Here is an 18,720-nt window from a genome sequence, read left to right as displayed (position 1 = left end):
TGCCCGGCGGACTTTGGTCCCTTCCGGCACAACGCCCGGCAGGGAACAATGGGACCCAGGCCCTTCCGGGGCCTGGCCCGCGCAGGCGGGACGGGGTGGTGAAGATTTTGGGAGCGTTCGGTGCAGATGCATGAAACTGGGGCTGATGAAGCGGCAGGATCTTCCGGGCAGGTCCGCGTGTTCATCCTTGATGACCACGAACTTGTCCGGCAGGGGCTGAAGGACCTGCTGGAAGGCGAAGGGTTCCTTGTGGTCGGCGAGAGCGGATCGGCGGCCGAGGCCACGCGGCGCATCCCCGCCCTGCACCCTGACATCGCCATACTGGACGGCCGGCTTCCGGACGGCACCGGGATCGAGGTCTGCCGGGATGTGCGTTCACTCGATCCCCGGCTGCGCTGCCTGATCCTCACCAGCTACGACGACGAACAGGCCCTCCGTGGGGCGGTCCTGGCCGGCGCGTCAGGGTACATCCTGAAGCAAATCAGGAGTGATGACCTCCTGGCGGGTATCCGCCGGGCCGCTGCGGGCGAGTCCCTTTTTGATCCGGGAGTCGAACAGCAGATCATTGCGGGGCTGTCCACGGTGCCCACCGACCCCCGGTTGGACGGCCTGAGCGCGCAGGAGAAAAAGGTGCTGGCCCTGATCGGCCAGGGGTTGACCAACCGCCAGATCGGCGATGACCTGTTCCTGGCCGAGAAGACCGTCAAGAATTACGTGTCGTCCATCCTGGCCAAACTGGGCTTCGAGCGCCGGACACAAGCCGCCGTGTACGTTACCAAGAGCTCCACGGACTCTGCCTGAACCGCACCCTGGCCGGGACTTACGCCAGCGGCACGGACCATTTCACGCAGGTGCCCCCGCCGGGGACACTCTCGATGACGCAGCTGCCCTTCAGTTGCCCGGCGCGGTTGCGCATGTTTGCAAGGCCGCTTACCTGGACAGGTTCGGTGAAGCCGTGGCCGTTGTCACTGATGAGGAGCTCCACCTGGTCCTGGCCAACGGCGACCGAGACCTGGATTTCGTCTCCGCCGGAATGCCGCAAAGCGTTACTGAGGCCCTCTGACGCCACCGACAACAAATGGACAGCCACGTCTTCCCCGATCGAATCGACCGGTCCGTCCAAGGAGACCTTGGGAGTGACGGCGTAACTGCGTGAGCTTTCCCGGACCACGCGCAGGATACGGCCCGTCAGGGGTTCGCGTTCCTCATCCGCGGTCCTGAGCGAGTAGATGGTGTCCCTGAGCTTTCGGATGGTGTCATCGAGTTCGGTGGTCACGGCGGCAATCCGTTCGTGCGCCACCGGGTCCAGGGTGTAGCGGCGCAGGGTCTGGATGCTGAGTCCGGCAGCAAACAAGCGTTGGATCACCAGGTCGTGGAGGTCCCGGGCGATCCGCTCCCGGTCGGTGAACAGGAGGTTTTGTTCACGCAGGGCATTCACCCGCGCCAGGTCCAGCGCCAGCCCAATCCGGCTCCCGAAGATGGCACTGGATTCCGCCTCAGCCTGGTTGAATGCGGGCGCTCCATGTGCGCGGGCCAGCAGGAGGACCCCGTTGTCGCCGGCGCTGTGCCCCAGCGAAAACACAAGGACGGAGCCGAGCTTCTCTGCCATCTTGTCTTCGAAAACCTGCCGCGGGTCCTGTGCCACGAACGACCCGCCGTTCTGGATCACGCCGGAGACCGCCTCGGAGGCTATCAGTTCCTGGCCTGTCTGGAGGCCCTGCACGCCAAGGCAGGCCCTGCACCGCAGCGCACCATCGCCCGCCGGCACGGCAATCACCGCAAGCGCCGAATCGGACACCTTCAAGGCCGTCTCGGCAACGGCGTCCAGGCTGCCCGCGTCCCCCGGTTGCGAGGTCATGATCAGGCGGCTGCTCAGCTCCATGCCTGCCTCCAGCCATTTCTGGCGGCGGCTGCTGTTTTCAAAGAGGCGGGCATTCTGGATTGCCACGCCGGCCGCGGCCGCCAGGGCAACGGCAAGGTCCTCATCCTCCACGGTGAAGTCCTCCCCGCCCCGTTTCTCGGTCAGGTAGAGGTTTCCGAACACTTCATCCCGGACGCGGACGGGGACGCCCAGGAAGGTCCGCATGGGCGGGTGGTTCGGGGGAAAACCTGAAGTGATGGGATGCCGGCCGAGGTCGTGTAGGCGCAACGGCTTTGGGTCACGGATGAGCAGGCCCAGGACGCCATTACCCGTGGGCAGTTCGCCGATGGAACGGATGTCTTGTTCGTCGATGCCCACAGTGATGAAGTGGCTCAACCGGCGGTCCTCGCCGATGACACCCAAGGCTCCATACTTGGCGCCCACCAGGGCGCAGGCGGACCGCACCAGGCGGTCCAGGACGGCTTCAAGGCTGAGGTCCTCGGCGAGGGCCACCACCGCGGCCAACAGGCCGTTAATCCGCTCCTGGTTGTCCGGCAGGCCATCTCCCCGGACGGTGAAGTCCCGCTGCAGGTCTTCCACCGGATCCCTCATTAGAGAGTGCCAAGGCCGCTCAGTGCTCACGTCCCACCTCCTGCGGCATGAACCTGCGGCGCTGCGGGTCCTTGGCGCGGTCTAAGTGCACGAAACGGAAGTGCCGGCCTCCGCCCCCAGTGCCGCCTTCACCTGGGCATGAAGACGCTTCGCCTCCCATTCTAGGAGAGCCGGGGGGAAAATACCCTCAGTGAGCTTGGTAATGGGGGGCATACGGGGTGCGGGACCTTCTTCCCTATCCCTCGCGATCCGGCCGCCCTAGGCTACGGCCATGAACAGCGCAGCGGCAGAACCGGAAATCAAGGAACTCGGCGTCCACGATTGCTGGCGATACCTCCGGTCAACGTCCCTTTGCAGGATTGCCTTCACCGACGGCGGCACCGTGGAGAACTACCCGGTGAATTTTGTCCCCACCAACGGCACGTTGCTCATGCGTACCGGCGAAGGAACAAAGCTTGCTTCCCTGACGGACCGGAAAGCGGTCGCCGTCGAGGCGGACGGAATGAACCAGTACGGCACCATCGCCTGGAGCGTCGTCCTGAAGGGCCATGCCATGGTGGTGTCCGATGAAGAGGAAACCAGGGATGCCATGGAGGCGGGCCTGTCCCCCTGGCAGCCGGGTCGAAAAAATATCCTGATCCGGATCACGCCGGAGGAGATCACCGGCCGGAGGTTCGTGATCGCCGCTCCCACCCATTGGTGGCCGCCGCGGGAGCCCACCGCAGACTAGCCACCCAGCCCGACCTGACACCCCTCACCAGAACCCCCCCAAAGGATGGTTTCCCATGGCACCTGCCAAGCCAATCGCCGTCGGCATCTCAGACACTGCGGCGTCCAATGCCGCCCTGTTGTGGGCAGCAGCCCGGGCCAACCGGCTCAAGTGTCCCCTCGCCGTCGTGAACGTTGTGGACGACCGGTGGATGGCGGCGGAAGTGCTTCCCTACCTCGAAGTCCTGCGTGAATCAGGCCTGGGCCTCCTGAAGGAGGCCGGCGAAAAAGCCGTCGCCGCGGAACCCGGCCTGCAGATTTCGCTCCAGCTCCTCGAAGGAGGAGTGGGGGCGGCACTGGGTGACTATTCCAGGAACGCCTCCATGCTTGTCCTGGGCACCAGCGGGCACAACCGCGGTGCGCTGACGGACCGCGCGCTGCAGGCGGCTGCCACGGCTGAGTGCCCCGTTGCTGTCATCGGTGAGGGCCAGGCGGAGGGCCGCGGCATCCTGGTTGGCGTGGATGGGTCGCGGGAGTCAACGCAGGCAGTGGCGTTCGCGGCCGCCGAAGCTGATGCGCTCGGTGAGGAACTGACGGTGCTCTACGCTTTCACCGGCCCCAACCGGTGGATCGCGGCCGGGCTCCCGCAGAGCAGCTTTGCCACCCATGTGGTCGAGGAAGAGCAGATCGTGCTCTCCGAAACCGAGGCGGGACTCCGGCAGGACTATCCGGACCTGGTGGTGCACACCGTGATGGAAACCGTGCTGGAGCCGGCGGACGCCCTGCTCCGGGCTGCCGCAGGCGCCCGGCTGCTGGTCATGGGCAGCCGCGGAAAGGGCGGCTTCGAAAGACTCGTGCTGGGTTCCACGGCGCACGCGGTGCTGACCCAGCCGCCGTGCCCCACCGTGATCACCCGCATGCACAAGCACAACGGCTGACCGGGCCTGCTGCCTGGCCGCACCATGCCACCCGCCGGGGAAAACGGGACGCCGGTCCCGGGAATGGACCTGCGCCATGCCCGGGACGGGCTCTCCACGGCCGAAGTACGCGAACGGACCGCTTCCGGCCGCATCAACAGCGTGCCCACGGCAACCAGCAGGAGCGTCCGTGAAATCGTCCAGGCCAACGTGTTCACCCTCTTCAACGGGGTGGTGGGCGGGTGCTTCATCCTGCTCCTGTTCCTTGGCCAGTGGCGTGATGCGCTCTTCGGCCTGTCAGCCATCAGCAATTCGCTGATCGGCATCGTCCAGGAGTACCGGGCCAAGCGGTCGCTGGACCAGCTGGCCATTCTGCAGGCTGCCCGGAGCACGGTGGTCAGGAACGGGACCAGGGAAAGCATTTCCTCGGAAGATCTGGTGCCGGACGACCTCGTTGTTCTCAACGCCGGAGACCAGGTCGCGGCGGACCTGTTGCTTCTGGGCGACAGCCCGCTTGAGGTGGACGAGTCCCTGCTGACCGGCGAGTCGGAGCCCGTCCCCAAAACCGGCGGCGCGGTGCTGCTGTCCGGGTCGCTGATCCTGGCAGGCAACGGCCGGGCCACGGTGCTGCGGGTAGGGCCGGACACGTTCGCCTACCGGCTGGCCGCCGAAGCACGACGGTTTTCCCTGGTCACGTCTGAGATCCGCAGGGGCCTGGAAAAAGTCTTTACCGTCATCACCTGGTTGCTCCTGCCCACGGCCCTGCTCCTCACCAACGCACAGATGCAGGACCAGGGCGGATGGGCTGGCGCGCTCGGGTCGGGGCGGTGGATACCGGCCGCCGTGGGGGCGATCGCAGGCATCATGGCCATGATTCCCCTGGGCCTGCTCCTGATGACCAGTGTGGCGTTTGCCGTGGGCGGCCTGCGCCTGGCCCGCCAAAAGGTCCTCATCCAGGAACTTGCCGCGGTGGAGGTCCTGGCCAGGGTGGACGTCCTCTGCCTCGATAAGACAGGCACGTTGTCCTCCGGTTCCATCGTGTTCGACGCCATCCACGATGCCGGCACAGCCCGGGCGGCCGGCTGGCGGGCAGCCCTGGAATGGTTCGGCGCCAATGCGGACGCCAGCAGTACCGCCGCTGCCATCGGGGCAGCCTTTCCCGTCCAGCGACCGCTGCAGGAGCAGGATTCCGTTCCGTTTTCGTCAGCCCGGAAGTGGAGTTCGGCAACGTTCGGGCCGGAGTCAGCCGCATCCGGCACCTGGATCCTGGGAGCACCGGATGCGGTGCTCGGTTCTGCCGGAAGCGCCCGGGCCCATGGCAAGGCCGCCGCCCTCGCCTCCACCGGCCTCCGGACTTTGGCCCTGGCCCACCTTCCGGCGCCTTTGCCGTCCGGCGCCGCGGACAGTGGCCTGCCCACGGACCTGGTGCCCGTCATGATCCTGACCTTCCGCGAGAGCATCCGCCGTGATGCCGCCGCGACGCTCGACTATTTCCGGCGCCAGGGGGTTTCCGTCAAGATCATCTCCGGTGATGATCCCCGGACAGTGGCGGCCCTGGCAGGTGCGGTGGGTTTTGGCTCCGGTGCTGCCTATGACGCCCGCACACTGCCCCGGGACCGGCTCCAGCTGGAGGAGGCGGTGGAAGCCTGCGACCTCTTTGGAAGCGTGACGCCGTCCCAGAAGCGGGACCTGATCCAGGCCCTGAAACGGCGGGGGCACACGGTGGCCATGACCGGGGACGGGGTGAACGACGTCCTGGCCCTCAAGGAGGCGGACCTGGGCATCGCCATGGACTCGGCCTCCCCGGCGACCAAAGCCGTGGCCCGGCTTGTGCTCCTGGACGGGCGGTTCGAAAGGCTGCCGGCGGTGGTGGATGAGGGGCGCCGGGCCATCAGCAACATTGAGCGTGTCTCCCTGGTCTTCCTGAGCAAGACCGTCTACGCCACGGTCATCTCCATAGTGACCGGCATCCTGTTGCTGGCCTTTCCGTTCCTTCCCCGGCAACTGTCCGCGCTGGACGGACTGACCATTGGCCTGCCTTCGTTCTTCCTGGCCCTGCAGCCCGGCGGCCAGCGTTACGCACCGGGATTCCTCCGGCGCTCGCTTGCCTTCGCCGTACCGGCAGGAATCTGCGGAGCCCTGTGCGTCCTCGCGGTCAGCGGCTATGCCCAGATCTGGAGCGGCCACAGCCAGGAAGCCGCGCAATCGGCGGCCACCGTGACCCTGGGCCTGGTGGCGGCGTGGATCCTGGTGATGGCATCCCGTCCCCTCAACCTGACCAAGGTCCTGATCCTCGCCGGGATGTACGCGGGCCTGGTCCTGCTGTTCACCGTGCCGTTGACGCAGGAGTTCTTCCGCGTGGACTGGCCGCCAGCCGGGCTGCTGGTGCCCGCGGTTGCAGTGGCCGCGGCAGGGTGCGCGGCCATCGAAATCATCGGCCGTCTGACCCGCCGCCGGCCCGCCGCCGCCGATGGGCCGGGGCTGGGACCTTTGACTCTGGAACCGGCATCCCGGGAAGCGGATGGTGGAAATGCCGGGCACCGCGATGGTCCGGTATCCAGATGAGCAGGAGGCAACAATGACTGACCTGATGAAATGGTTCGAAAGCCGCCGTTCCCCGATGGATGTCATCGAAAGGCTTTTCGAAGGCGACGTGGGTTCTTCGGCCATCCGGGTTGAGGAGATGGTGGACGGCAACACACTCGTGGTGCGCGCTGAACTGCCCGGCATCGATCCGGAAAAGGACGTCGACGTGACGGTTTCCGACGGCGTGCTGTCCATCAAGGCGGAGCGGCAGGAGAAGAAGGAGCAAAAGGACAAGGACGGCTACCGGTCCGAGTTCCGGTACGGGTCCTTCGTCCGGCGGATTCCCCTTCCCGGCGGCGTCCAGCAGGGTGACGTCACCGCCTCCTACAAGGACGGCGTCCTTGAAGTCCGGGCGCCCATGCCGGACCAGGGACAGGCAGCCGCGGCGTCGAAGATCCCCATCAGCAGGGGTTGAGGACAGCCAGGGTACGACGCCGGTGCCTGGCTCCCTGAGGGGACCATCCCTTGAGGTGCCAGGCACCTCAGCCCGGCATCTTCAGCCTCGCACTTTCAGCCGGGCACTTTCACGGCGACGGCCGGCCAGCCGCCCGGACCCTGTCAGCGGCGGCCTCCGCCGCTGCAATGACGGGCAACGTTTTTACGTAGGTATCAGGGTTCAGGGACACCGAATCGATCCCCTGGCTGACCAGGAACTCCGCCAGGTCCGGATGGTTGCTTGGCCCCTGCCCGCAGATGCCGATTTTGATGCCGGCGGCGTGGGCCTTGCTGATCGCCTGGCCCATCATGGACATCACCGCCGGATCCCGCTCATCGAACAGTCCGGCAAGCTCCTCCGAGTCGCGGTCCACGCCAAGCACCAGCTGGGTGAGGTCGTTGGACCCGATGGAGAAGCCGTCAAAGCGCTTGGCGAATTCCTCCGCCAGGACCACGTTGGCAGGGATCTCGCACATCATGTACAGCTGCAGCCCGTCCACGCCGCGCACCAGACCGTGCTCTTCCATGGCCTGGATGACCTGGTCCGCTTCCCGCACCGTGCGGCAGAAGGGCACCATGACAATGACGTTGCTGAACCCGGCCTGTTCCCGTACCCGTTTGATGGCCCTGCACTCCAGGGCGAACCCCTCCCGGTAGTGGCTGCTGTAGTAGCGGGACGCCCCGCGGAACCCCAGCATCGGGTTTTCCTCCGGGCGCTCAAACGCGCTGCCGCCGATCAGGTGGCTGTACTCATTGCTCTTGAAGTCGCTGAGCCGCACAATCACAGGCTTGGGATGGAACGGTGCGGCGATTTTGGCGATGCCCGTGGCCAGGACGTCAATGAAGTACTCCTGGGGGTCCTGGTAGCCGCTGGTGAGCTTCCGGATCAGTGCCGCCTCTTCCGGGTCCGCCACCCTTTCCGGATGGACCAGGGCCATGGGGTGGACCCGGATCAGGTTGTTGATGATGAACTCCATCCGGGCCAGGCCCACGCCGGCCGCGGGCAGGCGCCACCATTTGAACGCGGCAGCCGGGCTGGCGATGTTGATCATCACGGCCGTGCGGGTGGCGGGAAGTGCCTGCATGTCCACTTCCTCCACCGAAAATTCGAGCAGCCCCTCGTAGACGTGGCCCTCCTCCCCTTCCGCGCAGGACAAGGTGACCTGGGCGCCGTCGGGAAGTACTTCGGTGGCGTTGCGCGTCCCCACGACGGCGGGTACCCCCAGTTCGCGGCTGACGATCGCGGCGTGGCTGGTTGGGCCGCCATGGTCGGTGATGATCCCCGCGGCCCGCTTCATCACGGGCACCCAGTCCGGGTCAGTCATGCGGGTAACCAGGACTGAGCCGTCCACAAAGGATTCGATGTCCTTCGCATCCCTGACTACGCAGGCCTGGCCGCGGGCAATGGAGTCACCGATCGCGGCACCGGTTACCAGCACCCGGCCGGCCCGGTCCAGGTGGTAGGTCCGGAAGGTGGAGGTGCTGCGGCGGGCCTGGACCGTTTCCGGCCTTGCCTGGACCATGAAGAGTTCGCCGGTGATCCCGTCCTTGGCCCATTCCATGTCCATCGGACGCCCGTAGTGGTCCTCCACCGCCACCGCCCAGCGGGCCAGCAGGACAATCTCCCGGTCGTCCAGCACCAGCGAGCGCTGTTCCCGCCCGGTGGTCTCGACCGTCCGGGTCCGCGCATCCCCTCCCTGGCTGTAAACCATCTTGCGTTCCTTTGCACCCAGTTCCCGCTCGATGACCGGGCTGAAGCGCTGATCCGCCAGGAGCGGCTTGAACACCTGGTACTTGTCCGGGTTGATGGTCCCCTGGACCACGGTCTCCCCCAGCCCCCAGGCGGCGCTGATGACCACCACGCCGGGAAAACCAGATTCCGTGTCGATCGAGAACATCACCCCGGACGCCCCGAGGTCCGAGCGGACCATCCGCTGGACCCCCACGGACAGGGCAACGTCCAGGTGGTCATAGCCCTTCATTTCGCGGTAGCTGATGGCCCGGTCCGTGAACAGGGAGGCGTAGCAGCGCCGGCATGCCTCCAGGACGCCGCGTTCCCCTGCCACGTTCAGGAACGTTTCCTGCTGGCCGGCGAAGCTGGCGTCCGGCAGATCCTCGGCCGTGGCGCTGCTGCGGACCGCAACAGCGGCCTCAGCCTGTCCGGCGCGTTGGCACAGGGCCCGGTAATGTTCCTGGATGCCGTCGGCGATGTCCTCCGGGAAGGTGGCCTGCAGGAACAGTTCGCGGATTGCCGCCCCGGCCTGGCGAAGTGTCGACCGCCCGGCCCGCTGGTCCTCGATGTGTTTCCGGATCCGGGGTTCCAGGTTGTTGGCGGCGAGGAACGCGCGGTAGGCGGAGGCCGTGGTGGCGAACCCTTCAGGAACCCTGACACCGGCGGACTTCAGTGCCCGGCTGAGCTCCCCGAGGGAAGCGTTCTTTCCTCCCACCGAGGGGATGTCCGCGATCCCGGTGTCTTCTATCCACATCACGTTGACGTTGGCCAGGGACGTTTCTGCGGAGGCGCTCATGGCTTGATTCTTGCCCGGGGCAGCAGGGGCAGTCAGAGGCTTTGGTCCCGGCGGCGGCGGCCGGCAACGCCTAGATGCGGCGCAGCCGCCCCCGGACTGATTTATGGCTCCAGTCCGCAAGCAGGACCGCCGGGGCTGCGAGGAGTGCAAGGAGGAGGCCTTCCGCGGGTGGCGGGGCCTGGCCCAGCAATGCGGCGAGGGAAGGCACGTACAGGCACACGGCAAGGATGGCCGCTTCAGCCAGCACAGCCCACACCAGCAGCTTGTTCGTGCCCCAGCCCAGCTTCCAGGGGGGCACCGTAGCGCTCCGGCACGCGAAGGCGTTGGCGAGCTGTCCCAGAACGACGGCGGTGAAGGCGGCACCGGACGCGGCCATCAGCAGGGGCGCCGCAGGTACCTGCCCCCGGGTCCAGCCGCCACCGGCCAGGACAGCTGAGAACACTGCCATTTCCACGGCGGCTTCCACCGGGCCCAGGATGCAGAAGACCCGGATGATCAAGCGCCGGTCCATCAGGTGCCTGCGTTCAGGCGGACGGGCCAGCACGCGTCTGCCTGGCGGCTCAGCGCCCAGGGCCAGCGCAGGCAGGAGGTCGGTGCCGATGTCCAGGGCAAGGATTTGAAGGACGCCCAGGGCAAGCGGGAAGTGGCCGCCGGAGAGCGCCCAGATGACGAAGGGGGTCAGTTCGGCCACGTTGTCGGTGAGGTGGTAGGTGAGGAACCTGTGGATGTTGGCGTAGGTTGCCCGGCCTTGTTCGATGGCGGCCACAATGGTGCCGAAGTGGTCATCGAGGAGGACCAGGTCCGCGGCTTCGCGGGCCACGTCGGTTCCGCTCAGGCCCATGGCCACCCCGATGTCGGCTTCGCGCAGTGCCGGGCCGTCGTTGACGCCGTCGCCGGTCATGGCCACCACGTGCCCGCGGGACTGCAGGGCCTTGGCGACGCGAAGCTTTTGCTCGGGTGAGACCCTGCTGACCACCACTCCGTCACGGTCCAGGAGTGCTCCGAGCACCTGGTCGTCGTCCGGGAGGTCTGCGCCTTCCAGAACGTATTCGGGTGTCCCGGTCAGGCCGATCTGCCGGGCAATTGCCGCCGCGGTGGCAGGATGGTCGCCGGTGATCATGGCTACCCGCAGCCCTGCCTGCCGCGCGGTGCGGATCACGTCCCCAACGTCCGGCCGCGGCGGGTCCTGCAGCCCGATCAGGCCCAGGAGTTCCATGCCCGTTTCGAGCTCCGCTGCTGACGCGGAGTGCCATGTTTCAGGGGTTCCCCCAAGCCGCCGCCGGGCCACCGCGATGACCCGCAGGCCGCGTCTCGCCATCACCTCCACCTGTTCCTTGACCGGTCCGGGCACGGATCCGCACACCGGAAGGACGGTTTCGGGGGCGCCTTTGCAGTACAGGTCGGGACCCACGATTGCCGATTCCCTGCGCCGCACCGGGTCGAATGGCAGCCTCCGCGACGGTACAGGAGCGGACACCCTACCGGTCAGCCTGCGGGCAAGGGCGTCCATGGCCGCTTCCATCGGGTCACCCTGGGCACGCCATTGCCCGTCGTGCAATTCAGCGCGGCCCTGTGAGGCGGTCCGGGCGGCGAGCGCAGCCTGGGCTGCCTTCTCCACGCCCCGGCCCTCGATCTGCGCCTCCGGGGCATACCCCTCGCCTGTCACCTGGATGGACCCTTCCGGTGTGAAGACCTCGACGGCGTTCATCCGGTTCTGCGTGAGGGTCCCGGTCTTGTCGGTGCAGATGAAAGTGGTCGAGCCCAGGGTTTCCACGGCCTCCAGGTTGCGCACCAGTCCCTTGCGCGATGCCATGCGTTGGGCGCCCATGGCCAGGGACAGCGTGACGGTGGGCAGGAGTCCTTCCGGCACCAGAGCTACGGCAACGCCAATGGAGAACAGAAACGAATCGCGCCACTGGAAACCCACCAGCAGCGATGCCAGGAAGAAGACAGCGGCGATGCCCAATGCCATGCCGGCCGTCACCCGGACAATCCGCCGCAGTTCCATGGACAGCGGTGTGGGCGGTGCAACCGCTCCGCTGGTGAGGGCGGCGATTCCTGCCAGCCTGGTGCCGGCACCAGTCGCGGAAACGGTCGCCTCCCCGTAGCCATTAACCAGGAAGGTGCCGCCCCACGCCTGGCCGCCTGGGGCTTTCGGTACCGGCTCGCTTTCTCCGGTCAGCATCGATTCGTCCACCGCGCAGGCCGAGGCGGTCAGGAGGACCATGTCTGCCGGCACACGGTCGCCGGCAGCCAGCAGCACCACATCCCCCACCACCAGTTCACTGGCGTGGACCTTGCGCGCTTTCCCGTCCCGGCGGACCACCACGTCGGCGGGCAGCAGTCCCCGCAGCTTTGCGGCGGCGTGCTGGGCTCGTTCCTGCTGGATGTGGGCGAACACCCCATTGACTATGACGACGACGATAATCGCCACCGCCAGTTGGGGCATGTCCGCAATAAAGGCCAGCCCGGCGGCGCACCAGAGCATGAGGGCGAAGAAATGCGTCATCTCCCCCCAGAGCTTCCGCCACTGGGATACCGGTTTTTCCGTCGGAAGCTGGTTGGGGCCGGCCTGCCTCAGGAGTTCCGCCGCCCGTTCAGAGCTCAGGCCCTCCGCGGCCCTCACACAGCGTCCGCCTCCTGCCCTACCAGCAGCACCGGGCAGTTGGAGTGGGCAGCGCAGGCCTTGCTGACGGAGCCCATGGACGATTTCAGCAGTCCGCCCTCGCCGTGCCTGCCAACCACCAGCATCTGCGCACGCCGGCTCTCCTCCACCAGCACCTTTGCCGGCGGCTCGAACTTGATGGTGACGTCGATGTTTTCCGGCCGTTCCGCGGTAAAGGCCCGGCCCAGGGCGTCCTCGACCAGGCGCCCTGCAGCATCCTCAAGCCTGGCGGTGAACTGCCGGTCCGCCCCTTCAAGACGCGACATCACCAGGTAGTCCGGCATCCCAACGCATGAGATGACTTCCAGCCTCGTGCCGAGCCGGGCTGCCAGCATGCCCGCGTAGCGAAGGGCAGCGGAGGAGTATTCAGAACCGTCGACACCCACAATGACAGGCTTGGCCCCTGTTTCTGCATTCATGGACACCACGATCCCGGCTGGGAATTACGGTGGGAAGGGCCAAAGGTCATGCCGGGCGGCACCGCTGGGGGCATGCTGCCGCGCTGATCGGCGTTGTCTTTTAGGTTTGGCCTTATCTCTTGGGCTCGGCACCGTGCAGTGCCCGCAGGCCGTTCAGGATGGTTGCCAAATCCACCAGCTCCTGCAGGAGGGCGCCGGCGACGGCTGGAATGTATCCCGTCATGGCGATGGCCATCAGTACCAGGCTGAGTCCGATTCCTGTCCAGATGCTTACCAGGGCCACTGCCACTGTCCGCTTTCCAATGGCGACGGCCTGCGCAACTTTCGAGACGTCGTCGAGCATGACCACCACGTCAGCGGACTCACTTGCGGCGGTGGCCCCCTTGGCGCCCATGGCGATCCCCACGTCCGCCGCAGCCAGGACGGGGGCATCGTTGACGCCGTCGCCCACCATCAGGACGGGCCGTTCCTGGATGCCGGCCACCGTGTTGACCTTGTCCTCCGGAAGACATTCGGCCTGGACCCGGCCGATGCCCGCTTCCTCGGCGATGTGCGCAGCCGTGGCGTGGGCATCACCGGTCAGGAGCATGGTGTTCCGGACACCCAGGCTGTACAGGCGGGCCAGGGTGTCCACGGCGTTGCGGCGCAACGGGTCCTTCATGATCAGTGCGCCGGCGTACTGGCCGTCCACCGCCACGTGGACAGCCAGCTGGCCGCTGCGCACGGCTGCCTCCCGGAATCCGGTTGATGAACTCCGCACCAGCCCTGCTTTCCCCACCACCACCCGCTGCCCGTCGCAAACGGCGTCCACGCCGTGGGTGGCGCTCTCCGTCGCCTGTTGCACCGTCAGCAGTCCAAGGCCGGCGGCCTTGGCGGCTTCAATCACGGAGCCTGCCAGCACGTGCGAGGAGTACTGCTCAGCGGAGGCGGCCAGCTGCAGGATCCTTCGGCTCCCCAGGGCTTCGCCGTAGCCCGGGACCAGCTGGATGTCGTCCAGGACGGGGTGCCCTGACGTGAGCGTTCCGGTCTTGTCGAAGACCGCCGTTTGTGCCTTCGCAAGTTGCTCGAGGGTCCGCGTGTTCTTGATGATGATGCCTTTGTGGGCGGCCTGGCTGGTGCCGGCAAGAAAGGCCACAGGGGCGGCAATGAGGAGCGGGCAGGGCGTTGCCACCACCAGGACCTGGGCGAAGCGGAGCGGCTCGCCGGACAGGAACCAGGCTGTCCCGGCCATCGCCAGCGCCAGGAGGGTGAAGGGAACGGCATAGCGGTCGGCCAGGCGGACCACCGGCGCGCGGCTGTTGGACGCTTCCTCGACCAAGGCGATGATCCGGCTGTATTGGGAGTCGGCCGCGCTGGCCGATGCACGCATGCGGATGGCGGCCACTCCGTTTACCGCGCCGCTGAGCAGTGCCTGCCCCCTGGTGCGTTCCACGGGCAGGCTTTCGCCGGTGAGCGATGATTCGTCGAGGCTGGCTGAATCGGACAGGAGTTCACCGTCAACGGGCACCAGCTCGGAAGGCCGGACCACAAGGACGTCTCCCGGGGCCACATCACCGATCGGGGTCTCCTCGAGTACGGCACCCGACCCCTCGCGGTGGGCAAAACGCGGGGCCCGGTCCAGCAGGGACCGCAGTTCACGCGCGGCCCGTCCCTGGGCAAAGTTTTCCAGCGCTTCGCCGCCCGTGAGCATCAGGATGACCACCAGCGCGGCGAGATACTCGCCCACCACTACCGTGCTGGCGATCGCCATCAGGGCCAGGAGGTCGATCCCCCAACGTCCTTCCCGCAACGACCGGACCATGCCGGCCGCCCGTACCACCACAATGACGGCCGCGTAGGCCGACGCGAGCACGCGGACCTGGAGTTCCAGGTTGAACGGCAGCAGCACCAGGGTGGCCGCGAGCACCAGGCAGGTGAGGGCGACGACGGGATACCGCCGGACGAAGCCCCTGGCCTTTTCGACGGGCGAGCGGGCAGGTCCCTCGTCGTCAAAGCTGCCGGCGCTCCCACGGGTTGCCGCAGGCGGGGCGGCCTGCTTCCTCATCCGCGACACTTCGGCAGGGGATGGAAACGGTCATCGCACATAGAGGCGAACCTACCCTGATCCTGTCAACCGGGGTAGGGCATTTGGCCCCGCCCACCCCTGCGGCATGACTTTTGGCACTTCCCCGGCGCTGGGTCCCGGGAGAGAGTTGAAGGCGCCCTGATCCGTACGCACAACCGGAGCCCATCATGAATGCCGTGCCCTGGACGGTGGAGCGGTTTTTCGACGGCGCCCCGGCGGCCCTGGCGCTTTACCAGGCAGCGGAGCAGATGGCAGCGGAACTGGGTCCCCATGAGGTCCGGGTCAGCAAGAGCCAAGTCTCTTTTCGCCGGCGCCGCGGGTATGCCTACCTCTGGCGGCCGGGGGTCTACGTAAAATCCGCGGTTCCACTGGTGCTGTCCCTTGCCTTGCCCCGCGCCTTGGACTCACCGCGCTTCAAGCAGGTCGTCCACCCGGCACCCGGAACCTGGATGCACCACCTGGAGCTCACAGACGGCAGGCAGCTCGATGCCGAGGTCCGCGGCTGGATGCTTGAAGCGTACGAGGCAGCCGGCTGATCAGGGGCGTCACCCTAGGGTCCTATGGCTCTGTCACTTCCCGGCGCGGATGGCAAGGCTGATGGCATGACTGAGAATGGCCAGCAGCCGCAAAAGATCCACATCACCGAACAACCCGTCGCCGTGGTCCGCGAACGTGTTCCCATGGATGCACTGACCGGTTTCTTTGGCCGGGCCTTCGGTGCCGTGATGGCCGCGGTCCAGATGCAGGGCGCCAGCCCGGCCGGGCCGCCGTTCGCGCTGTATCACGGCATGCCGGGCGAAACGGTGGACGTCGAAGCCGGGTTCCCGGTCGCCGGGAATTTCCACGGCACCGGTGAGGTGGCCAGCAGCACGCTTCCCGATACGGATGCCTTCGAAGCCATCCACACGGGCCCGTACGACACGCTGGGCACCACGTACGATGCGATCAGGAAGAGCATCGAAGCCGACGGCGCCTCCCCCGCCGACTCCATGTGGGAGTACTACTTGACCGATCCGGAACAGCAGCCGGATCCTGCCACCTGGCAAACCAGGGTGGTCTGGCCGGTCGCCTGAGGCCCGGATTAGTCGCACCGGAATCCGCCGGAACCGTGGAGGGATAGTGCCAGGTCCCGCCAGCGCCGCCACTGGCCACGCTGGGCACCGACAGGGCTGGAAGCTCCTCTTCCTCGTCGCGGGGGCGTCGTCGATCCTGTTTGTGTTTCTGCTGATCACTGCCCTGGTGATTGATTTCATGACTCCCCCGCCCGTTTACGGCGGAGCGGCCACCCTTGAGTTCATCGCGTCGAACAAGGCCAGCTATGTGGCCGAGCAGATCCTGTGGATCCTGCCCAACATCTTCCCCGTGCTTGTTTTCGCAGCCCTCTACGTGGCCCTCTCGGCCTACCGGAAAAGCCTGCCCTTGATAGCACTGGTCTTTGGTGCACTGCCGTGGGCGCTGCTGCTTGCCGTTCCGGTCAGCAGCCGGGGCTCCCTCAACCTGGTCTATCTCAGCGACCGCTTCGTGGCCGCCGGGACCGAGGAGGAACGCAGGGCCTATGCCACCGCCGCCGAAGCAATCATCGCCGAGAACAACACCCCGGCCATCGTTGGCGTCCTCTCCGCCCTTGGGATCCTGCTGATGGGACTGGCGATGCTTACGCCCGGCAAGGCATCTTTCCCGCGATATCTGGCATGGCTGGGCATCGCCACCGGTGCCCTGGGGGTGGCCAGCGAGGTCCTTCGCCACGCAGTCCCAGGCTTCTATTGGGGGTACGGCATCTTGTTGTGGGCGTGGTTCATTGCCACCGGAGTTGCCTTGATCCGTTTGTCCCGGGTGACGGCCTGACTTCCCGGGGCACCTGTGATCAGGGACCTTGGTCCCTAAAAGCCGGCGCGTGGCCTCTGAGATGGTGGTTTAGGTCGAAAGGCGCACCACGATGGGGTAGTGCGCCCTGGGTTTTGCCGTGCCGTTGCCGGCATGGCATGCAGCCTCACCAATGGAGGCAGGACGATTGAGGAGAACAAGGCTTATGGCAGGTACGTTCGAACTGTTTGTCGATGATGATTCACAGATTCGGTTCCGGCTTGTGATGCCCGATGGACATGTGCTGGCGGTTTCCGGACAGTTCACGGACAAGCATGCGGCGGCGGCCGCCATCGAGGAAGTACGGGAGTGTGCAGGTACCGGCCTGATCCAGGACGTAGCGCCACCTCCGCCAAACGTTCTCCTCGCTACCCCGCCGCACCCGCGCTACACCGTCCGCCGCGGGACCCGCAGGCTCAACTCCCTCGGCGCCGCCTAGATCCGGGCCGTAGAGAGCCGACGGCGGAACCCGCCGGTCAGGCCAGGCATTCAGGCAGTGGGGGCACGTCCAACGACGGGCCCCACTACTGCGTGTCCGCCAGCGCTGTGTATCCGCTGCGCTAGAAGCCTGATGAGCTGCCGGAGCCGGAAAAGCTGCCACCGCTGCTGCCATAACCGGTGGTGCTGCCGCCGCCCCTGGCGGAATTGACGCTGCTGACCCCGGTATTGAAGCCGGAGTTGAACGTGGCCACGGAGAAGAACGTGTAGGACGGGTACACCGTGCCAAGGATGCTCGGTTCGTAAGTCCGCTGCCTGCGGTGGTCCGTGCCCTCATGGGCCGTCTCCATTTGTTCGCGCATCAGGCGTGCTTCGCGGTCGTTCCTGGCGAATCCCTGAATGACCGTTTCGGCATGGTTCTCCAGCAGCTCGGACAGCCGGGAACGCGCCGTATAGAGCCGGTCCAGGGCCTCTTCCGGGCTAATCCGCCGGTCGGCCAGTTCGGCGGTCCACTGCTCGATCTCCCGCAGGCTTTCGTCGCGGAAGGACCGCAGTGCGGCAGCCGTTGCCGAGTCCCCCTGCCCGTGGCGTTTGGCCAGGAGCTGCTCCAGTCCGGCCAGGTCCTTGCGGAACGGGGCCAACTGCCGGTCCCAGGCCGTTGGCCAAGTGTCGGCGCGGTTCAGGAAGGCGTTGCTGTCCGCGATGACGTCATCCAGGGCATCCAGCTCGGCGGCGCTGTCCGCGAACTGCCGGGCAAGCTTGAGGTTCTTCCGGCTGCTCAAGGCCCGCCTGCCCAGTGCGTGCACCTGGTTGGAAAGCTGCGTAACGGTGGCATAGCGGCTAAGGAACGTGCGGTGTTTCTCCAGGACCTGACTGCCGTAGCGGGATGACTCGGGTATGGTTCCGGCATTCAGTTCCGTGACGTCCAGGTCCGTGCTCACGTTGGAGTAGCTGCGGTCCCCGCGTTCTATCTGCTTTCGGCATCCGGTCCTGGTCACGGCGCGGACAATCAGCCATGCGGCTGCGCCCAGCGCCGCGGTTCCCGCGGTAACCCAGGCGGTGACCAGAAAGGCCGCGGAGCGGTACCAGGGCTGGTTGATGAGCTCTGCGCCGCGGCGGATGCCGGCCACTGTTCCGTCCGTCCACTGGGCGTCGCGGAAGAGTTCCTTGGAGGCGTCCTGGATGTCACTGCGTTGCTCGAGCGACACCTTCCGGTCCTCGCCCATGTACGTTCCCACATGCCGGCCCACGGGGTCGAGCGCGAAGATGAACAGTCCGTCGGCCCATTTTTGGCCGTCGGGGCTGATCCACTCAGGATGCCTGGACCGCGCAAATTTCAGGACCTCTTCATTGAGGTTGTCCTCCGCCTTGCCGTTGTAGGTGAAGACGGCAACGCGGGTGGGCTCGTAGAACTGGATGCGTTCGACGGCGGGCACCAGGGTGTTCTGGTCGAGCACCCCTGCCGTGTCCTCCACAATGACGGCCACCGGCGCTACAGCGGTGGCTGGCGCGGCCGCCCCCACCAGCAGGGCAGCCAGGGCGAGCACCATCAACACGATCCGGCGCACCATGCTGCCCATGTCCCTCCCCACTGCCTAGAATCAGGATGAAACCAACGAGCAG

General features: G+C 66.5%; 15 protein-coding genes. 9 read left to right on the top strand and 6 right to left on the bottom strand.

Features of this window, described 5'->3' with window-relative positions; translation table 11 throughout:
* Positions 1-126: 126 nt before the first annotated feature.
* Positions 127-801: a response regulator gene (locus MRBLMD1_RS19530; RefSeq protein WP_159631855.1), complete on the top strand. Its 675-nt coding sequence runs from the start codon at positions 127-129 to the stop codon at positions 799-801.
* Positions 802-820: 19 nt separating this feature from the next.
* Here the strand turns inward: MRBLMD1_RS19530 and MRBLMD1_RS19525 are convergent, their stop codons facing one another.
* Entirely contained in the window at positions 821-2,473 is a 1,653-nt protein-coding gene (locus MRBLMD1_RS19525; RefSeq protein WP_364402752.1) for a GAF domain-containing sensor histidine kinase, read from the bottom strand.
* 271 nt (positions 2,474-2,744) lie between these two features.
* Here MRBLMD1_RS19525 and MRBLMD1_RS19520 point away from each other — a divergent pair, with 271 nt between their 5' ends.
* From MRBLMD1_RS19520 to MRBLMD1_RS19505, 4 genes are read left to right on the top strand one after another with little or no spacing between them, the layout of a single operon-like run.
* Entirely contained in the window at positions 2,745-3,203 is a 459-nt protein-coding gene (locus MRBLMD1_RS19520; RefSeq protein WP_159631853.1) for a pyridoxamine 5'-phosphate oxidase family protein, read from the top strand.
* Between the two features lie 55 nt (positions 3,204-3,258).
* Positions 3,259-4,119 carry a universal stress protein gene (locus MRBLMD1_RS19515; protein ID WP_364402748.1) on the top strand — a complete coding sequence of 287 codons (861 nt, stop codon included), beginning with the start codon at positions 3,259-3,261 and terminating at the stop codon, positions 4,117-4,119.
* A gap of 24 nt (positions 4,120-4,143) precedes the next feature.
* On the top strand, positions 4,144-6,663 hold the full coding sequence (locus MRBLMD1_RS19510; RefSeq protein WP_364402745.1) for an HAD-IC family P-type ATPase: 2,520 nt from the start codon (positions 4,144-4,146) through the stop codon (positions 6,661-6,663).
* A gap of 13 nt (positions 6,664-6,676) precedes the next feature.
* The gene (locus MRBLMD1_RS19505) at positions 6,677-7,099 is read left to right on the top strand and encodes an Hsp20/alpha crystallin family protein (protein WP_159631850.1); all 423 of its coding nucleotides are present in this window, start codon (positions 6,677-6,679) and stop codon (positions 7,097-7,099) included.
* A gap of 109 nt (positions 7,100-7,208) precedes the next feature.
* Here MRBLMD1_RS19505 and ppsA read toward each other — a convergent pair whose 3' ends face one another.
* From ppsA to MRBLMD1_RS19485, 4 genes are all read right to left on the bottom strand, one after another.
* The gene (gene ppsA / locus MRBLMD1_RS19500; RefSeq protein ID WP_364402742.1) at positions 7,209-9,647 is read right to left on the bottom strand and encodes a phosphoenolpyruvate synthase; all 2,439 of its coding nucleotides are present in this window, start codon (positions 9,645-9,647) and stop codon (positions 7,209-7,211) included.
* Between the two features lie 70 nt (positions 9,648-9,717).
* Positions 9,718-12,273, bottom strand: a complete 2,556-nt coding sequence (locus MRBLMD1_RS19495) for a cation-translocating P-type ATPase (RefSeq protein ID WP_364402740.1) — start codon at positions 12,271-12,273, stop codon at positions 9,718-9,720.
* Positions 12,270-12,731, bottom strand: a complete 462-nt coding sequence (locus MRBLMD1_RS19490) for a universal stress protein (protein WP_364402737.1) — start codon at positions 12,729-12,731, stop codon at positions 12,270-12,272. The genes MRBLMD1_RS19495 and MRBLMD1_RS19490 overlap by 4 nt, the downstream gene beginning before the upstream one ends.
* Before the next feature lie 112 nt (positions 12,732-12,843).
* The gene (locus MRBLMD1_RS19485; RefSeq protein WP_364402734.1) at positions 12,844-14,775 is read right to left on the bottom strand and encodes a heavy metal translocating P-type ATPase; all 1,932 of its coding nucleotides are present in this window, start codon (positions 14,773-14,775) and stop codon (positions 12,844-12,846) included.
* Positions 14,776-14,963: 188 nt separating this feature from the next.
* Here MRBLMD1_RS19485 and MRBLMD1_RS19480 point away from each other — a divergent pair, with 188 nt between their 5' ends.
* From MRBLMD1_RS19480 to MRBLMD1_RS19465, 4 genes are all read left to right on the top strand, one after another.
* Positions 14,964-15,332, top strand: a complete 369-nt coding sequence (locus tag MRBLMD1_RS19480; protein ID WP_159631845.1) for a DUF5655 domain-containing protein — start codon at positions 14,964-14,966, stop codon at positions 15,330-15,332.
* 66 nt (positions 15,333-15,398) lie between these two features.
* Positions 15,399-15,869: a GyrI-like domain-containing protein gene (locus MRBLMD1_RS19475; protein WP_159631844.1), complete on the top strand. Its 471-nt coding sequence runs from the start codon at positions 15,399-15,401 to the stop codon at positions 15,867-15,869.
* A gap of 46 nt (positions 15,870-15,915) precedes the next feature.
* Positions 15,916-16,641: a DUF4386 family protein gene (locus MRBLMD1_RS19470; RefSeq protein ID WP_159631843.1), complete on the top strand. Its 726-nt coding sequence runs from the start codon at positions 15,916-15,918 to the stop codon at positions 16,639-16,641.
* Between the two features lie 184 nt (positions 16,642-16,825).
* The gene (locus MRBLMD1_RS19465; protein WP_159631842.1) at positions 16,826-17,098 is read left to right on the top strand and encodes a YegP family protein; all 273 of its coding nucleotides are present in this window, start codon (positions 16,826-16,828) and stop codon (positions 17,096-17,098) included.
* A 121-nt stretch (positions 17,099-17,219) separates the two neighbouring features.
* Here MRBLMD1_RS19465 and MRBLMD1_RS19460 read toward each other — a convergent pair whose 3' ends face one another.
* Positions 17,220-18,677, bottom strand: coding sequence for a DUF5129 domain-containing protein (locus tag MRBLMD1_RS19460; RefSeq protein ID WP_364402728.1), 1,458 nt, complete (start codon positions 18,675-18,677; stop codon positions 17,220-17,222).
* Between the last annotated feature and the right edge of the window lie 43 nt (positions 18,678-18,720).

It is taken from the genome of Pseudarthrobacter sp. LMD1-1-1.1, assembly GCF_040676255.1.
Classification (GTDB): domain Bacteria; phylum Actinomycetota; class Actinomycetes; order Actinomycetales; family Micrococcaceae; genus Arthrobacter.
Note: the sequence above shows the minus strand (reverse complement) of the source record. Positions and strands in the feature narration are given on the sequence as shown.

Bases quoted from the DNA above. Each gene is read 5' to 3' on its own strand.
- MRBLMD1_RS19530 (WP_159631855.1), top strand. From the start codon at position 127: ATGCATGAAACTGGGGCTGATGAAGCGGCAGGATCTTCCGGGCAGGTC.
- MRBLMD1_RS19525 (WP_364402752.1), bottom strand. From the start codon at position 2,473: ATGAGGGATCCGGTGGAAGACCTGCAGCGGGACTTCACCGTCCGGGGA.
- MRBLMD1_RS19520 (WP_159631853.1), top strand. From the start codon at position 2,745: ATGAACAGCGCAGCGGCAGAACCGGAAATCAAGGAACTCGGCGTCCAC.
- MRBLMD1_RS19515 (WP_364402748.1), top strand. From the start codon at position 3,259: ATGGCACCTGCCAAGCCAATCGCCGTCGGCATCTCAGACACTGCGGCG.
- MRBLMD1_RS19510 (WP_364402745.1), top strand. From the start codon at position 4,144: ATGCCACCCGCCGGGGAAAACGGGACGCCGGTCCCGGGAATGGACCTG.
- MRBLMD1_RS19505 (WP_159631850.1), top strand. From the start codon at position 6,677: ATGACTGACCTGATGAAATGGTTCGAAAGCCGCCGTTCCCCGATGGAT.
- ppsA (WP_364402742.1), bottom strand. From the start codon at position 9,647: ATGAGCGCCTCCGCAGAAACGTCCCTGGCCAACGTCAACGTGATGTGG.
- MRBLMD1_RS19490 (WP_364402737.1), bottom strand. From the start codon at position 12,731: ATGAATGCAGAAACAGGGGCCAAGCCTGTCATTGTGGGTGTCGACGGT.
- MRBLMD1_RS19485 (WP_364402734.1), bottom strand. From the start codon at position 14,775: ATGAGGAAGCAGGCCGCCCCGCCTGCGGCAACCCGTGGGAGCGCCGGC.
- MRBLMD1_RS19480 (WP_159631845.1), top strand. From the start codon at position 14,964: ATGAATGCCGTGCCCTGGACGGTGGAGCGGTTTTTCGACGGCGCCCCG.
- MRBLMD1_RS19475 (WP_159631844.1), top strand. From the start codon at position 15,399: ATGACTGAGAATGGCCAGCAGCCGCAAAAGATCCACATCACCGAACAA.
- MRBLMD1_RS19465 (WP_159631842.1), top strand. From the start codon at position 16,826: ATGGCAGGTACGTTCGAACTGTTTGTCGATGATGATTCACAGATTCGG.
- MRBLMD1_RS19460 (WP_364402728.1), bottom strand. From the start codon at position 18,677: ATGGGCAGCATGGTGCGCCGGATCGTGTTGATGGTGCTCGCCCTGGCT.